Origin of the sequence: Methylorubrum populi (assembly GCF_002355515.1) — a bacterium.
GTDB lineage: Bacteria > Pseudomonadota > Alphaproteobacteria > Rhizobiales > Beijerinckiaceae > Methylobacterium > Methylobacterium populi_A.
Window position 1 is genome coordinate 538101 of the sequence record NZ_AP014809.1, and the last position, 14716, is coordinate 552816.

A 14716-nucleotide genomic window follows, 5' to 3' on the forward strand; every position below is an offset into this window, starting at 1 on the left:
CGAGACCCGTGCGGCAGCGTGGCAAAGCTGCCTCACCTGTGAAGCCCCGCACGCCTCCGGCACTGATGAGAATGAACGTTCATTGACACGAGAATGAACGTTCACTATCAAGCTTGGACAGCGTTGGAGTTGGCCATGAGCATGTCGGTCGGCGGTCGGGCGTCTTTCCCTCACGCATTCGCCCTCGGCGGCGATCGCGATCTCGCGGCTTCGCAGGAAGGCTTCAGCCCGCTTCGGCTGCTGCGCGCGGCCTGCACACCCGCCAACCTGCTCGTTTGCGCCGTCGTGGCGTTCGGCTGGTTCGCGCTGATCGGCTGGACCGGTGCCGGACCGGACGGCTGGCAGGCGCGGCTCTGCGCCGATCTCGACCTTCAGCCGCGGGCCTGCGCCGCCGTGCAGCTCACCGGCGAGGCGGGCCACACCGCCTCCGCCAGCGTTGTAGGAACCGCGTCATGAGTGCAGCCGTCGGCGCCGTCGTTGACGCCCGCAGCGGGCAGTCGGCCCGGCGCGAGCATATCCTCGATGCGGCCGAAGCTTGCTTCGTCCGCAACGGGTTCCACCGCACCACGATGCAGGATCTCGCCCGCGAGGCTTCGATGAGCCCGGGCAACATCTACCGCTACTTCGACTCGAAGGAGGCGGTCGTCCTCGGGCTGGCTGAGCGCGACCGCGAGCGCGGCGCGGTCCTCGTCGAGGCGATGGAGCGGGCCGGCGACAAGCGGGCCGTGCTGATGGGCGTCCTCGCCCGCTTCTTCCTCGACATCTCCCGCGAGGCCGCGATCCTGCGCCTCGACGTGTGGGCGGAGGCGACTCGCAATCCCGCCATCGGAACGATGGTCGAGCGCGGCGACGAAGAGGGCCGCACCTGGCTCATCGCGATGTTCGACGCGATCAAGGCCTCGGCCGATTGCGACCCGGCCGCCCTGTTCGACGCGGTGGCGCCGCTGATGAAGGGGATCATCGTCAGCCGGGCGCTGAGCGCAGAGTACGATGCCGGACCGGCCGTGGCGCAGCTTCAGGCCGCGATCGATGCGGGCCTGTCCGGAGCTCTTCCCCCTTCGCGCCTCGATCCGGAGACCGGCCGATGAGATCCGTCGGGCACCTCGCACTGTCCACTCTCCTGCTCGCGGCCTCGGCGCTGGTCCCGGCGCGGGCCGAGACCGCGCCGCCTTCCGTGAAGTCCGCACCGGCGCCGGTCGTCAGCGTGGTCGCGGTCGAGCGGCGCGAGGTCGTCGAAAGCGTCGTCGTCACCGGTACGCTGGTGCCGCGCGATGAGATTCTCGTCACCCCCGAAATCGACGGCTACCGCCTCGTCGAGCTGCTGACCGAGGAGGGCATGCGCGTCGAGAAGGGGCAGGTTCTCGCCCGCCTCAACCGCGACCTGATCGATCGGCAGCTCGCTCAGCAGAACGCGCTGATCGACAAGGCCTCCGCCGCCGTGCCGCAGGCGCAGAGCAACATCGAGCAGGCGGAAGCCGCCGAACTCGAAGCGCGGCTCGCCCATGACCGCGCCAAGCAGCTGATCCAGACCGGCAACACCACCGCGGTGATCATGGAGAACCGCACCGCCGCCCTGCGGCAGGCGGAGGGCAAGCTCGCCTTCGCCCGCAACGGATTGGCGATGGCCAAGGCCGAATTGGCTCAGGCCAGGGCGGCGCGCGACGAACTCGAGTTGCGGCTCGCCCGCACCGAGATCCGCGCGCCCGAAGCCGGCATCGTCAGCCGCCGCACGGCGCGGGTCGGCATGGCGACTTCGTCATCTGCCGAGCCGCTGTTCCGGCTGATCGCCCGCGGCGAGATCGAGCTGGAGGCGGACGTCATCGAGACCAAGCTGCCGCTGCTGCGCGAGGGTGCTCCCGCCTTCATCGAGATCGGCGACGGCGAGCGGGTCATGGGCAGCGTCCGCGCCGTCTATCCGGAGGTCGACAAGGCGAGCCGGCTCGGCAAGGTCCGCGTGCGCCTCGATCCCGATCCGCGCCTGCGCATCGGCACCTTCGCCCGCGGCGCGGTCGAACTCGCCCGCACCCGCGGCGTCACCGTGCCTCAGGCCTCCGTCCTCTACGGGGGCGGCAAGCGCAGCTCCGTGCTGGTCGTAGCCGACGACAAGGTCGAGGCCCGCGAGGTCCGCACCGGCCTGTCCGACGAGGACGACATCGAGATCCGCTCCGGCCTGTCCGAGGGCGAGCGCGTCGTGGCCCGAGCCGGCAGCTTCCTGCGCGACGGCGATCGCGTCCGTCCGGTCCCGCTCGCCCGGCAGGGTCAGACGCCGGCCGCGATCTCCGCTGCGCCCTCGCCGCAAGCCACCGCCGACGCCGGACTGCGCTGAGGCGGCCCTCCGCCTCGGCTCCTGAGACATCGATCCTGACGGGTTGCCGCGATGCGCCTGAACATCTCCGCCTGGGCGATCCGCAATCCGATCGCACCCCTCGTCCTGTTCCTCGTGCTGGTGGTGCTCGGCCTCGTCAGCTTCCGGGGGCTCGCCGTCACCCGCATGCCCAACGTGGACGTGCCGATCGTCTCGGTGACGATCACCCAGGGCGGCGCCGCCCCGTCCGAGCTCCAGACCCAGGTCACGAAATGGGTCGAGGACTCGATCGCCGGCGTGCGCGGCGTCAAGCACATCACCTCTGCGATCACCGAAGGCTCCTCCGTCACCACGGTGGAGTTTCGGCTTGAGGTGAACACCGACCGGGCCGTCAACGACGTGAAGGATGCGATCTCGAAGATCCGCATCAATCTGCCCCGCACCATCGACGAGCCGATCATCCAGCGGGTCGAGATCACCGGCCTGCCGATCCTCATCTACGGCGTGAAATCGCCGGCGATGACGCCGGCCGACCTGTCGTGGTTCGTCGAGGATAAGGTCGCCCGCACGCTCCAGGGCGTGAAGGGCGTCGGCGGCGTCGAGCGCGTCGGCGGCGTCGCCCGCGAGATCCGCATCACGCCGCTGCCCGACCGGCTGCTGGCGCTCGGCATCACCGCGGCCGACGTCAACCGGCAGGTCCGTGTCACCTCCGCCGATCTGGCGGGCGGGCGCGGCGAGGTCGGTGGACGCGAGCAATCGATCCGGACGCTCGCCGCCTCGCGCACCATCCGCGACCTGAAGGCCACCTCCATCGTCCTGCCCGGCGGGCGCAAGGTGCGCCTCGACGATCTCGCCACGGTCGAGGATTCGATCGAGGAGCCGCGCACCTTCGCCCGCTTCAACGGCGAGCCCGTCGTCGCCTTCTCGGTCTCCCGCGGCTCGGGCGCGAGCGATGCCGAGGTTGCGGCCGCCGTCGAGAAGAAGATCGGCGAGTTCGCCGAGAGCTACCCCGACATCGAGTTCAAGGAGATCGATTCCTCGGTCGCGGCGACGCGGGGCAGCTACGCCTCGGCGATGCACACGCTGATGGAGGGCGCCGCGCTCGCCGTGATCGTGGTGTTCCTGTTCCTGCGCGACTGGCGTGCCACGCTGATCGCCGCCGTGGCCCTGCCGCTCTCGGTCCTTCCGACCTTCTGGGCGATGGACGCGCTCGGCTTCACCCTCAACGGCATCAGCCTGCTCGCGATCACGCTCGTGACCGGCATCCTCGTCGACGACGCCATCGTCGAGATCGAGAACGTCGTGCGCCACATGCGGCTCGGCAAATCACCCTACCGCGCCTCGATCGAGGGCGCCGACGAGATCGGGCTCGCGGTCATCGCCATCACCGCGACCTTGATCGCGGTCTTCGCCCCCGTCTCCTTCATGGGCGGCATCGCCGGGCGCTACTTCATCCAGTTCGGCCTCACCATCGCCGTGTCGGTGTTCATGTCGCTGCTGGTGGCGCGGCTGATCACGCCGTTGCTCGCCGCCTACTTCCTGCGCGACCACGGCCACGCCGAGGAGCGCGAGGGCCCGATCATGCGCGCCTATACCCGCCTCGTCGGCTGGTCGGTGCGCCACAAGTGGATCACCCTGATGGCCGGGCTGGCGCTGTTTGCCGGCTCGATCGTCTCGACCAAGCTGCTGCCCTCGGGCTTCATTCCGAAGCAGGACAACGCCCGCACCCTGTTCATGATCGAGCTGGCGCCGGGCGCCCGGCTCCCCGACACCATCGCGGTCGCCGACCGCGTGGTCGAGCGCATCCGCGCCCTGCCCGAGGTCACCTCGGTCTTCGTCGACGGCGGGCGGCAGGCCGGCGGCAAGAAGGAGACGCGGCTCGCCACGCTGATCGTGAACCTGAGCCCGAAGAGCGAGCGGGCGAAGCGGCAATGGACCATCGAGTCCGAGATCGCCGGCCTGCTGGCGGAGGAGCCCGACATCCGCTCCTGGACCCTGCGGGAGAGCGGCCAGCGCGACCTCGCCCTCGTCGTCAGCGGCCCCGACGTCGATGTGGTGACGGAGGTCGCCGCGCGGCTCCAGCGCGACATGGCCGCGATCCCGCACCTCGTCTCCGTGATGTCCACGGCGCCGCTGAACCGCACCGAGGTGCGCATCCGCCCGAAGGAAGGCGCGGCCGCCGATCTCGGCGTCTCGACCGATGTCATCGCCGAGACGGTGCGGGTCGGCACCATCGGCGACATCGGCATCAACCTCGCCAAGTTCAACGCCAAGGACCGGCAGGTGCCGATCCGGGTGCAGCTTCCCGAGAGCAGCCGCGGCGCGGTCTCACGGCTTGAGAACCTCAAGGTGCCGGCCAAGAACGGGACGGCGGTGCCGCTCGCGGCGGTGGCCGACATCGAGCTCGACCAGGGCCCCGGCGCCATCGAGCGCTACGACCGCGCCGTGCGCGTCGCGGTCGAGGCCAACATGGAAGGCTCCGACGCGCTCGGCTCGCTGATCGAGCAGGCGCTCGCCACGCCGACGGCCAAGAACCTGCCGCCGGGGGTCACCATCCGCCAGACCGGCGATGCCGAGATCATGCAGGAGGTCTTTTCCGGCTTCCTCATGGCCATGGGCGCCGGCATCATGATGGTCTACGCCGTGCTGGTGCTGCTGTTCGGCTCGTTCCTGCAGCCGCTCACCATCCTGTTCTCGCTGCCGCTCTCCATCGGCGGGGCGATCCTCGGCCTGCTGATCTGCCACATGCCGATCTCGATGCCGGTCGTCATCGGCATCCTGATGCTGATGGGTCTGGTGACGAAGAACGCGATCATGCTCGTGGACTTCGCCGTCGAGGAGATGCGCGCGGGCGTCGACCGCGTCACGGCGATCGTCGATGCCGGGCGTAAGCGGGCCCGGCCGATCGTGATGACCACCATCGCCATGGCCGCCGGCATGGTGCCCTCGGCGCTGGCGCTCGGCATCGGCGGCGAGTTCCGCGCGCCGATGGCAGTGGCGGTAATCGCCGGGCTGATCGTCTCGACGCTGCTCTCCCTGGTCTTCGTGCCGGCGGTGTTCCTGCTGATGGACAGCCTCGGCAACGGGCTCGGGCGCCTGCTCGGCCGCTTCGTTGGACCGCGCGACGAGCCGGGTGATACGCCTGCCCCGGCGGCGCATCACGGATAGGGTTCCCCTCGCATCGGCTCATCGATCCGCCGATGCCCTGCCATCGCGCTGCCTCCCTCGGAAGCGCGCGGTACGCCGGCCGGCCCGTGCACCGCCCCCTCGCATGGGCCGGCCGGTTGTTTTCAGCGGTCTACTCCCCCGCTCGGGCCGTTCGGCTCTGAGCCGACGCTCAGATGTCCCGCCCCTGATAGACCGCGGGATCCTCGCTGCGCCGCATTCCGACGCGCTCGAACACGCGACCGTCGATGGCGGCGAGGCCGCATCCGATGAGAACCATGCCGAGGTAGTGGCGCGGGTCGAGGTGCTCGCCCAGCACCGACGCGCCGAGGAGGATTGCCGAGACCGGGATCAGGAAGGTGACGAGCAGGAGGTTCGTCGCGCCCGCACTCGCCAGCAGCCGGAAGTAGAGGAGGTAGGCGAGCGCTGTGGACAGCGCCGCGATTCCGAGCACGGCCCCCCAGACCGACGGACCGGGTACCGCCAGGGTCCAGGGCCGATCGACGAGGAGCGCGACCGGCAGGAGCACGAGCGTCGACCCCGTGACCTGCCCCGTGGCCGTGGCGAGCGGAGAGATGCCCATGCGCCGGAAGCGCCGTCCGAAGATGCCGGCCAGAGCGTAGGACAGGGCCGCCCCGAGCACTGCGAGCTGCGCCGGCAGGTTGCTCCCGGCCTCGGCGAAGGCGCCCGCTCCGATCATGACGGACACGCCGCCGAGACCGACGAGCGCGCCCGCGAGCCTGTTGCCGGTCATCCGCTCCTCGGAAGTGAGCAGGTGGGCGACAACGACCGTGAAGAGCGGTGTCGTCGCATTGAGGATCGCCGCAAGTCCGGAAGCGATGTGGGTCTGGCCCCAGACGATGAGGCCGAAAGGCACGACGTTGTTGAGGATTCCCATGCCGAGAAAGGCCGCCCAGGCCTCGCGGCAGCGGGAGCGGTGAGGATCGGCGAAGGGAAGGATGAGATTGAGAATCAGCGCGGCGATCCCCACGCGCAGGACGACGAGGGTCAGCGGCGGCAGGGCGGAGAGTGCCACGCCCGTGAAGAAGAACGATCCGCCCCACAGCACGGACAGGCTGAGAAGCATTACCCATTCCGCGGCGGACATCGGACGGTTCACGGCAGTCGACATGGCAGGGCTCCGGCAGGTGTGTCGATCCCTGCCTAAGGGCCTGCCGGAGAGCGTGCTTCCCGCTCCTTGCTCTCGAATCGCCATTGTGGGCCGGCGCGCCGGGACCGCACCCGCTGGATCGCCTCGGTCCGCTATCGCGACCGGTCGAGCAGGCCGGAGACCACGCGGGCGGTATAGTCGACCATCGGCACGATGCGGGAATAGTTGAGCCGCGTCGGACCGATCACGCCGACGACGCCGACGATCTTCTGGGCGCCGTCGCGGAAGGGCGCGGCGATCATCGAGGAGCCGGAAAGCGAGAACAGCTTGTTCTCCGAGCCGATGAAGATGCGCACGCCGTCGCCCTGCTCGGCCCGCGCTAGCAGCTCGATGACGTCCTTCTGAGTCTCGAGGTCGTTGAACAGCAGGCGGATGCGCTCGAGGTCTTCGGCGGCGCGGAGATCGTCGAGGAGATTGGCCTGCCCGCGCACGATGAGCTGGCGCGCCTCGGACGGGCCGACGGTGGTCGCAAGTCCGGCATCGACCAGCCGTTCGGTCAAATCGTCGAGTTCGCGCTTCATCGCCGTGCGGCCGGCCTCGATGTCGGCGCGCAGGGCGTCCAGCGTCCGGCCGCGCAGGCGGGCATTGAGGAAGTTCGAGGCCTCCTGGAGCGCCCCCGCCGGCAGGCCCGGCGGCAGATCGACCAAGCGGTTCTCGACCGTGCCATCGATCGAAACCAGAACCACGAGGGCTCGGTCGGCGTCGAGGCGGACGAACTCGACATGCTTGAGGCCGGCATCGACCTTCGTGGTCAGCACCACGCCCGCGCCGCGGGAGATGCCCGACAGCAGCGAGGAGGCCTCCGCCAGCGCCGAATCGAAGGTGTGGCGCGAGGCGGCCGCCTGCATCTGCGCCTCGATGCGCGCCTTCTCGGCGAGATCGACATCGCCGATCTCCATCATCGCGTCGACGAAGAAGCGCAGGCCGAGTTCGGTCGGCAGGCGCCCGGCCGAGGTGTGGGGTGCGAAGATGAGCCCGGAATGCTCCAGATCCGCCATCACGTTGCGGATCGAGGCCGGGGACAGGCTCATCGGCAGGATGCGCGCGAGGTTACGCGATCCCACCGGCTCTCCGGTGGTGACGTAGCTCTCGACGATCTGCCGGAAGATTTCTCGGGAGCGCTCGTTGAGGGCGGAGAGCGCTTGGGGCTGCGGTTGCACGATCGGCTGAACGGTTTCGATCTAGGGACACGAGAAAGCTGACGAATGATTGTGGGCGCTCAAGGGCCGCCGATCAATCCTCGCGCCGCGCGACATGATCCTAGCGCCGCGCGACATGGCCGCCGGGACGGCCTCCGCTGCCGTCGATCGGCAAACGTGACCGCGGCAGGGATCATTCGGACCCCTCGGGTCGTTTCACGGACGGGAACGCGCTCTCGAGCGGGATCCCGCGTATCCGTCACAACAAGCGATAAGGGAGCTCCCGACAGTGCTTACAGGCGCACGAAAGACCATGGTCAAGGCCGCCGCTCTGGCGATTGCGATGACCGGCCTCGGGCTCGCCTCGGCGCCCCGCGCCGCACAGGCCGCTCCGCTTCCGATTCAGACTGAGGCCGCCGCGCAGGCGGGCGACACGGTCGAACAGGCGCAGTACCGGCCGCACCATCGGCACTACCGCCGGCACTATCACCATCGCCGCCACTTCCACCGCCATCGCCACTTCCACGGCCCGCGCCATCACCATCACCGCCATCACGGTCGTCACCGTCGCTGGTGAGCGGCCGATAGGGCATTGCAGGAGGCCGCCGTCGCCAGACGGCGGCCTCTCTCGTTTCGGGGGGAAGCGGTTGCCGCGGGCGGCGGCAGCGCCTAAGAGGCCGGGCTTCGAATTTCGATACGGAGCTGAATGGATGCGTCCCTCGAAGCGCGCGGCGGACGCGATGCGCGACGTCACGCTGGAGCGGGCGGTCGCCCGCTACGCGGAAGGCTCCTGCCTCGTCACCTTCGGCAATACCCGCGTGCTCTGCACCGCTTCGCTCGAAGAGCGCGGCCCGCCGTGGCTGCGCGGCTCCGGCAAGGGCTGGGTGACGGCGGAGTACGCCATGCTGCCCCGCGCCACCCACGAGCGCACCCGCCGCGAGGTCAATTCCGGCAAGCCGTCGGGCCGCACACAGGAGATCCAGCGCCTGATCGGCCGGAGCTTGCGCGCCGTCACCAACCTGCCGGCGCTGGGCGAGCGCCAGATCACCGTCGATTGCGACGTGATCCAGGCCGATGGCGGCACCCGCACCGCTTCGATCACCGGCGCCTGGGTGGCCCTGCACGATTGCTTTGCCTGGATGCGCGCCCGCTCGATCATCTCGGTCGATCCGCTGAAGGACCATGTCGCGGCGGTCTCCTGCGGCATCTACAAGGGTCAGCCTGTGCTCGACCTCGACTACGCCGAGGATTCGGCCGCCGAGACCGACGCCAACTTCGTCCTCACCGGCAAGGGCGGCATCGTCGAGGTGCAGGGCACCGCCGAGATGGAGCCCTTTTCGGAGGCGCAGTTCATCGAACTGCTCGGGCTGGCCAAGGGCGGCATCGCCAGCTTGGTCGAGCTGCAGCGGAAGGCCATCGCGTGAGCGCGCACCGCATCCTCTCCGGCAAGGTCGTGATCGCGACCCACAATTCCGGCAAGCTCGTGGAGATGCGCGAGCTTCTGGCCCCCTTCGGCGTCGAGGCGGTCTCGGCCGGCGAACTCAGCCTGCCCGAGCCCGAGGAGACCGGCACGATGTTCTCCGAGAACGCGGCCATCAAGGCGCATGCTGCGGCCAAGGCCTCAGGCCTGCCGGCCTTTGCCGACGATTCCGGCCTGTGCGTCGACGCGCTGGACGGCGCGCCGGGCCTGTTCTCCGCCCGCTGGGCCGGCCCGACCAAGGACTTTTCCGGCGCCATGGCTCGGATCGCCGAGGAACTCGACCGGCGCGGCGCCACGAACCGGCGCGCGCATTTCGTCTCGGCCCTCGTCCTCGCCTGGCCCGACGGCCATAACGAACTGTTCGAGGGCCGCGTCTTCGGCGATCTGGTCGAGCCGCGCGGAAGCCTCGGCTTCGGCTACGATCCGATGTTCCGCCCCGAGGGCATGGACCGCACCTTCGGCGAGATCTCGTCCGAGGAGAAGCACGGCGTCGACTGGAAGAGCGGCAACGCCCTGTCGCACCGGGCGCGGGCCTTCGTGGACCTCGCGCGGGCCTGCCTGCGCCGGCCGGGCTGAGCTTTCGTTCGGAGGCCGGCACTTCTACATCCCACGCGCCGCCCTCATCCTGACGCGCCCGCGCCAGCGGGCCTCGAAGGATCTTCCTGATCCCGCACGCTTCCTGGAAGATCCTTCGAGGCTTCGCTTCCGCTCCGCACCTCAGGATGAGGCCAGAGGATCGGACGAACGCACGGCCAGGACGCGCCGAGACAAGACAAGCCGATGCCCCCCGCGACACCGCCCGACCATCCGACCCGCGACGCCGGGTTCGGCGTCTACCTGCACTGGCCGTTCTGCGCCGCGAAGTGCCCCTATTGCGACTTCAACAGCCACGTCCGCCACGCGGGCGTGGACCAGCCGCGGTTTCTGAAGGCCTTCCGTCGGGAGATCGCCCACGCCGCCGCGCTGGCGCCGGGGCGCACGGTCACCAGCATCTTTCTGGGCGGTGGCACGCCCTCGCTGATGGCGCCGGAGACGGTGGCGGGCCTGCTCGACGCGGTGGCCGGCGCCTGGGCCGTCGCGCCGGACGCCGAGGTGACGCTGGAGGCCAATCCCACCAGCGTCGAGGCGACGCGCTTTCGCGGTTACCGCGCGGCCGGGGTGAACCGCGTCTCGCTCGGCGTCCAGGCGCTCGATGACGGCGACCTCAAGCGGCTCGGGCGGCTGCACAGCGTGGAGGAGGCGCTATCCGCCGTCCGCACTGCGGCAGCCCATTTCGCGCGGTTCTCCTTCGACCTGATCTACGCCCGGCCGGATCAGACGCCCGAGGCCTGGGCCGCCGAGTTGCGCCGGGCCATCGCCTACGCGGCCGAACATCTCTCGCTCTACCAGCTCACCATCGAGCCCGGCACGCCGTTCTTCGGCCTCGCCGAGGCCGGCCGCCTCGTGCCGCCGGACGACGACGCCTCCCGCGCCCTCTACGACGTGACGCAGGAGATCTGCGAGGGCGCGGGGCTGCCGGCCTACGAGATCTCGAACCACGCGCGGCCCGGCGCGCAGTCGCGCCACAACCTGCTCTACTGGCGCTACGGTGAATATGCCGGCATCGGCCCTGGCGCCCACGGCCGCCTCGTCCTGCCGCAGGGCCGCACCGGCACGCTGACCGAGAAGGCCCCGGAAGGCTGGCTCTCCCGCGTCGAGCGCGAGGGTCACGGCATTGTCGAGACGGAAAGCCTGTCGCCCGAGGACCAGGGCGACGAATTCCTGATGATGGGACTGCGGCTGTCGGAGGGCATCGATCCAGCCCGCTACGCCGCGCTGAAGGGGCGTCCGCTCGATACCGGACGCCTCGACACGCTGGTGACGGACGGTCTCGTCGCCCGGCGTCCCGACGGCCGCATCGCCGCGACCGCCCGCGGTGCACCGGTGCTCAACGCTGTCGTCGCGGAGCTGGCGGGCTGACCTTCCCGCCTGCACGACGTGATCGACGACCGTGTCGATGATGCTACGGCGCAGCGGCCGGCGTCACAACAATCTGCCATAGGGCCGCCGACCGATCGACCGGGCTAAAGCGGAACCGACCTCCGTGCTCAGATCCCCGAGGGTCCCAGCACCTTCGGCGCAGGGCTCACCACGCTCGCCGCGCCGTTGCGGATCTCGTAGACCGCCAGTGTCCGCTCGCTGACGCCTTCCGGCAGGAAGCGGAAGGTGCCGTCGAGGCCCGAAAAGCCCGCCGGGTTGGTCAGCGTCGTGTCGGCGAAGCGTTGCGTGCCGTACTGGCGCACCAGCGCCGCCGTGAGCGAGACCGCGTCGTAGCCGAGGGAAGCGGTGCGGGGCGGCGGCGCTCCGAACCGCGCCTGATAGCGCTGCGCAAAATTCGCGAAGCCGGCGGCGTCGGGCGCGGCGAAGCGGGCGCCCTGAAAAGCCGGCTGCGCCATCACCCGCGGGTCGTTCCACAAGGCGAGGCCGAGGGGACGCACACGCGCGGGCGAGAAGCCGACCTTCGTCAGGGCTGAGGCGACGGCGACCAGCCCCTCCGGCGTGTTGGGTACGAACAACGCGTCGGCCTGGGCGCCGCCGCCGGCGATCACGCCGCGCAGCCGCTCGACCGCCGGGCCGGGATTGCCGGCGGCGTAGCGCTCGATCCCGGCGAGCCGGGCGCCGCGGCGGGCCACCGCCTCGCGGAACTGCGCCTCCACGGCGTTGCCGTAGGTCGTCTCGGGGATCAGCGCGGCAAAGGAGCGGCGCCCGCCCGCCGTCGCCTCGTCGACGATGCGGTCCACCTCCGATTGCGGCAGGAAGCTGATGAGGTAGACGCCGCGGGCAGCTACCGCCGCATCGGTCGAGAAGCCGACGACCGGCTTGCCCGCCGCGCGCGCCGCGCTCCCGGCGGCCTGGACGCTACCGGCGAAGAGCGGGCCCAGCACCATCTCGGCGCCCTCCGCGAACGCCGCCTGCGCAGCCTCCCGTGCCCCTTCCGGCGTGCCGCGGTCGTCCTTCACTAGGATCTGGAGGTTCGGCTTCTGGAAATCGTCGTAGGCGAGCTCGGCCGCGTTGCGCAGCGCCGAGCCGACCGCCGCGCCCTGCCCGCTCAGCGGAACGATCAGCGCGACCTTCACCGAGCCGGTGCCGATGACAGTGCCGCCCTTCTCGGCCAAGCCGGGCTCGGCCGCGGGCACGGCACTGGCCTCGGGACGCGGCGCGTCCGGAACGCCGATGCACCCTCCTAGGCTCAGCCCCAGCGCGCAGCCGATGCCGAGAAGCGCGACAGCCGCGCGAACCGTCCGCCGTCCGCCGCGTCGCGCCATCTCGGCCCCCTGTCCCAGCGCAATCCACGATCACGATGCGGAGGGGACGGTGAAAAGTAAATGTGAGGCCAAGCCTTTCCCCGGTCTCCAAAGGCGCGCGGGCGTGGCATTGTCGCGGCGATGACACAGCGACTCGACAAGCGCCCCGAGGGGCAGCCCCGCGGCCCCGCCACCTTCACCGCCTTCGGCCTCGCCGCCGAGGCCGAGTCCCTGGCGCCGGGGCTCTACGTGGTGGCCACACCGATCGGCAACCTGCGCGACGTCTCGTTCCGCGCCCTGGCGACGCTTGCCGCCGCCGACGCAGTCCTGGCCGAGGACACCCGCGTCACCCGCACCCTGCTGATGCATTACGGGATCACGACGCCGCTCGTGTCCTATCACGAGCATTCCAACGAGGCGGTGCGCGAGCGGATGGTGATGCGGCTGAAGGCCGGCGAGACCCTGGCCCTGGTCTCGGATGCCGGCACGCCGCTCGTTTCGGACCCCGGCTTCAAGCTCGTCCAGGCAGCGATCGCGGCCGGCATCCCGGTGACACCGATTCCGGGCCCGTCGGCGGTCATGACCGCGATCGTCGCCGCGGGCCTGCCGACCGACCGCTTCTTCTTCGAGGGGTTCCTGCCGCAGAAATCGGGAGCCCGGCGCAACCGGCTGGAGGCGCTCGCCGCCATCCCCGGCACGCTGGTGGTGTTCGAGTCGCCCCACCGGCTCCCCGAGATGCTGGCGGATGCCGCCGCCACCCTCGGGCCCGAGCGGCCGGCGGCGGTGGCCCGCGAGTTGACCAAGCTCTACGAAACGATCCGCCGCGACAGCCTCGGCGGTCTCGCGGAAGCTTTCGCCGAGGAGGGCCCGCCCAAGGGCGAGGTCGTGGTGGTGATCGGCGCCGCGCCCGAGGACGCGGTGGCGCGGGAAGCCGATACCGGACTCGACGCGCGGATCGAGGCGGCCCTGGCCCGCCACTCGATCAAGGATGCGGCGGCGCTCGTCGCCGATGCGACCGGTCAGCCCAAGCGCGTCGTCTACGCCCGCGCCCTGGCGCTCGCCCGCCGGGCCGACGATGAGACCTCCGCCTGATCCGGAGGCGCGCCGCCGCGCCACATACGGACGGGGCCTCTCGGCCGAGACGTGGGCGCTGCTGGCCCTGATGCTGAAGGGCTACCGCCCGCTCGCCCGTCGCTTTGCTGCCTCGGGCGGGGAAATCGACCTGATCGTACGGCGCGGGCGGACGGTGGCCTTCGTCGAGGTCAAGGCGCGGAGGACGCTGGATTCCGCCACGATCGCCATCGACGCCCGCAAGCGGGCACGCCTGTCTCGGGCGGCGCGAGCGTGGCTCGCACGTCATCCGCTGCCGGCGGAGGCAACCCTGCGGGCGGATGCGGTGTTCGTGGCGCCGCGCCGCTGGCCGCGCCACCTGCCGAACGCGTTCGAGATCGAAGGTCTGTAATTCGCGAGGCGCCGGCCGCGTTCGGCCGGTCGCGTCAGCCCTCGGCGCCGGCGATGGCCGCGGCGAGGGTGCGCTTCAGGTCGGCCTGGCTGAACGGCTTCTGCACCACCGGCCGGTCGCGGAACGGCTCGCGGATGCCCGCGCCGCCGTAGCCGGTCGAGAACACGATGGGCACGTTGCGCTCGGCGATGGCCTCCGCCACAGGATAGATCGGCTCGCCGGCCACGTTCACGTCGAGGATGGCCACCGTGAAGCTCTCGCTGCGGGCCATCTCCAGGGCGGTCGCGAGCCGGGCGGCCGGCCCGACGATCTCGCAGCCGAAATCGAGCAGCATATCCTCGAGAAGCATCGAGATCGCCGCCTCGTCCTCGACGACCAGCACCCGAGCGCCGGACAGACGATCCTCGTTCGAATCCACACTCACGCCGGGTCGTCTTCCCTATCGATCCGTTCCCGATCCGGAACGCCGTCTGTGGCGGGCCGGTTGCGCTCTGACCGTCCCGGAGGAGGCTCTCGTTACACGTCGAAAGCGAATGCCCCACCCGGAAAACGCTGTCCGGCACCCCGAGGCGTCGCCCGTAAAGCTGGGCATGTCAAGCGTCGGAAAGCCTCGGCCGTGCTATGCTCTTCCGACCCATGTTACTCCATGAAACATTTCTCTCGCATTGTCGCAACCGGGCGACATCGGAGCGACGGACCGCCCCTCCTTC

At 70.4% G+C, this 14716-nt stretch carries 14 protein-coding genes; 10 read left to right on the forward strand and 4 right to left on the reverse strand.

Annotation, left to right across the window (positions count from 1 at the left end):
* Positions 1–135: 135 nt before the first annotated feature.
* The 4 genes from MPPM_RS02445 to MPPM_RS02460 are packed head-to-tail and all read left to right on the forward strand — an operon-like array spanning position 136 to position 5473.
* Positions 136–456 carry a hypothetical protein gene (locus tag MPPM_RS02445; RefSeq protein WP_096487678.1) on the forward strand — a complete coding sequence of 107 codons (321 nt, stop codon included), beginning with the start codon at positions 136–138 and terminating at the stop codon, positions 454–456.
* Positions 453–1088, forward strand: a complete 636-nt coding sequence (locus MPPM_RS02450; RefSeq protein WP_096483609.1) for a TetR/AcrR family transcriptional regulator — start codon at positions 453–455, stop codon at positions 1086–1088. The genes MPPM_RS02445 and MPPM_RS02450 overlap by 4 nt, the downstream gene beginning before the upstream one ends.
* Positions 1085–2326, forward strand: coding sequence for an efflux RND transporter periplasmic adaptor subunit (locus MPPM_RS02455; RefSeq protein WP_096483611.1), 1242 nt, complete (start codon positions 1085–1087; stop codon positions 2324–2326). The genes MPPM_RS02450 and MPPM_RS02455 overlap by 4 nt, the downstream gene beginning before the upstream one ends.
* A gap of 51 nt (positions 2327–2377) precedes the next feature.
* Entirely contained in the window at positions 2378–5473 is a 3096-nt protein-coding gene (locus tag MPPM_RS02460) for an efflux RND transporter permease subunit (RefSeq protein WP_096483613.1), read from the forward strand.
* A 169-nt stretch (positions 5474–5642) separates the two neighbouring features.
* Here MPPM_RS02460 and MPPM_RS02465 read toward each other — a convergent pair whose 3' ends face one another.
* Positions 5643–6602, reverse strand: coding sequence for a DMT family transporter (locus MPPM_RS02465; protein ID WP_096483615.1), 960 nt, complete (start codon positions 6600–6602; stop codon positions 5643–5645).
* A 131-nt stretch (positions 6603–6733) separates the two neighbouring features.
* The gene (gene hrcA, locus MPPM_RS02470; protein ID WP_432419851.1) at positions 6734–7804 is read right to left on the reverse strand and encodes a heat-inducible transcriptional repressor HrcA; all 1071 of its coding nucleotides are present in this window, start codon (positions 7802–7804) and stop codon (positions 6734–6736) included.
* A 289-nt stretch (positions 7805–8093) separates the two neighbouring features.
* Here hrcA and MPPM_RS02475 point away from each other — a divergent pair, with 289 nt between their 5' ends.
* The 4 genes from MPPM_RS02475 (at position 8094) to hemW (ending at position 11219) form a co-directional block, all read left to right on the forward strand.
* Positions 8094–8357: a hypothetical protein gene (locus MPPM_RS02475; RefSeq protein ID WP_096483619.1), complete on the forward strand. Its 264-nt coding sequence runs from the start codon at positions 8094–8096 to the stop codon at positions 8355–8357.
* Positions 8358–8490: 133 nt separating this feature from the next.
* On the forward strand, positions 8491–9204 hold the full coding sequence (gene rph / locus MPPM_RS02480; protein ID WP_096483621.1) for a ribonuclease PH: 714 nt from the start codon (positions 8491–8493) through the stop codon (positions 9202–9204).
* Complete coding sequence (gene rdgB / locus MPPM_RS02485) at positions 9201–9836, forward strand: RdgB/HAM1 family non-canonical purine NTP pyrophosphatase (protein WP_096483624.1); 636 nt, start codon at positions 9201–9203, stop codon at positions 9834–9836. The genes rph and rdgB overlap by 4 nt, the downstream gene beginning before the upstream one ends.
* Positions 9837–10040: 204 nt before the next feature.
* On the forward strand, positions 10041–11219 hold the full coding sequence (gene hemW, locus MPPM_RS02490) for a radical SAM family heme chaperone HemW (protein ID WP_096483627.1): 1179 nt from the start codon (positions 10041–10043) through the stop codon (positions 11217–11219).
* 128 nt (positions 11220–11347) lie between these two features.
* Here the strand turns inward: hemW and MPPM_RS02495 are convergent, their stop codons facing one another.
* On the reverse strand, positions 11348–12565 hold the full coding sequence (locus MPPM_RS02495) for a penicillin-binding protein activator (RefSeq protein ID WP_096483629.1): 1218 nt from the start codon (positions 12563–12565) through the stop codon (positions 11348–11350).
* A gap of 120 nt (positions 12566–12685) precedes the next feature.
* Here MPPM_RS02495 and rsmI point away from each other — a divergent pair, with 120 nt between their 5' ends.
* Together rsmI and MPPM_RS02505 are read left to right on the forward strand one after the other, a co-directional pair.
* Positions 12686–13636 carry a 16S rRNA (cytidine(1402)-2'-O)-methyltransferase gene (gene rsmI, locus MPPM_RS02500; RefSeq protein WP_096483631.1) on the forward strand — a complete coding sequence of 317 codons (951 nt, stop codon included), beginning with the start codon at positions 12686–12688 and terminating at the stop codon, positions 13634–13636.
* Complete coding sequence (locus tag MPPM_RS02505; RefSeq protein ID WP_096483634.1) at positions 13620–14006, forward strand: YraN family protein; 387 nt, start codon at positions 13620–13622, stop codon at positions 14004–14006. Before rsmI ends, MPPM_RS02505 begins: the two co-directional genes overlap by 17 nt.
* A 34-nt stretch (positions 14007–14040) precedes the next feature.
* Here the strand turns inward: MPPM_RS02505 and MPPM_RS02510 are convergent, their stop codons facing one another.
* Positions 14041–14430, reverse strand: a complete 390-nt coding sequence (locus tag MPPM_RS02510) for a response regulator (protein ID WP_096483636.1) — start codon at positions 14428–14430, stop codon at positions 14041–14043.
* Positions 14431–14716: the final 286 nt, after the last annotated feature.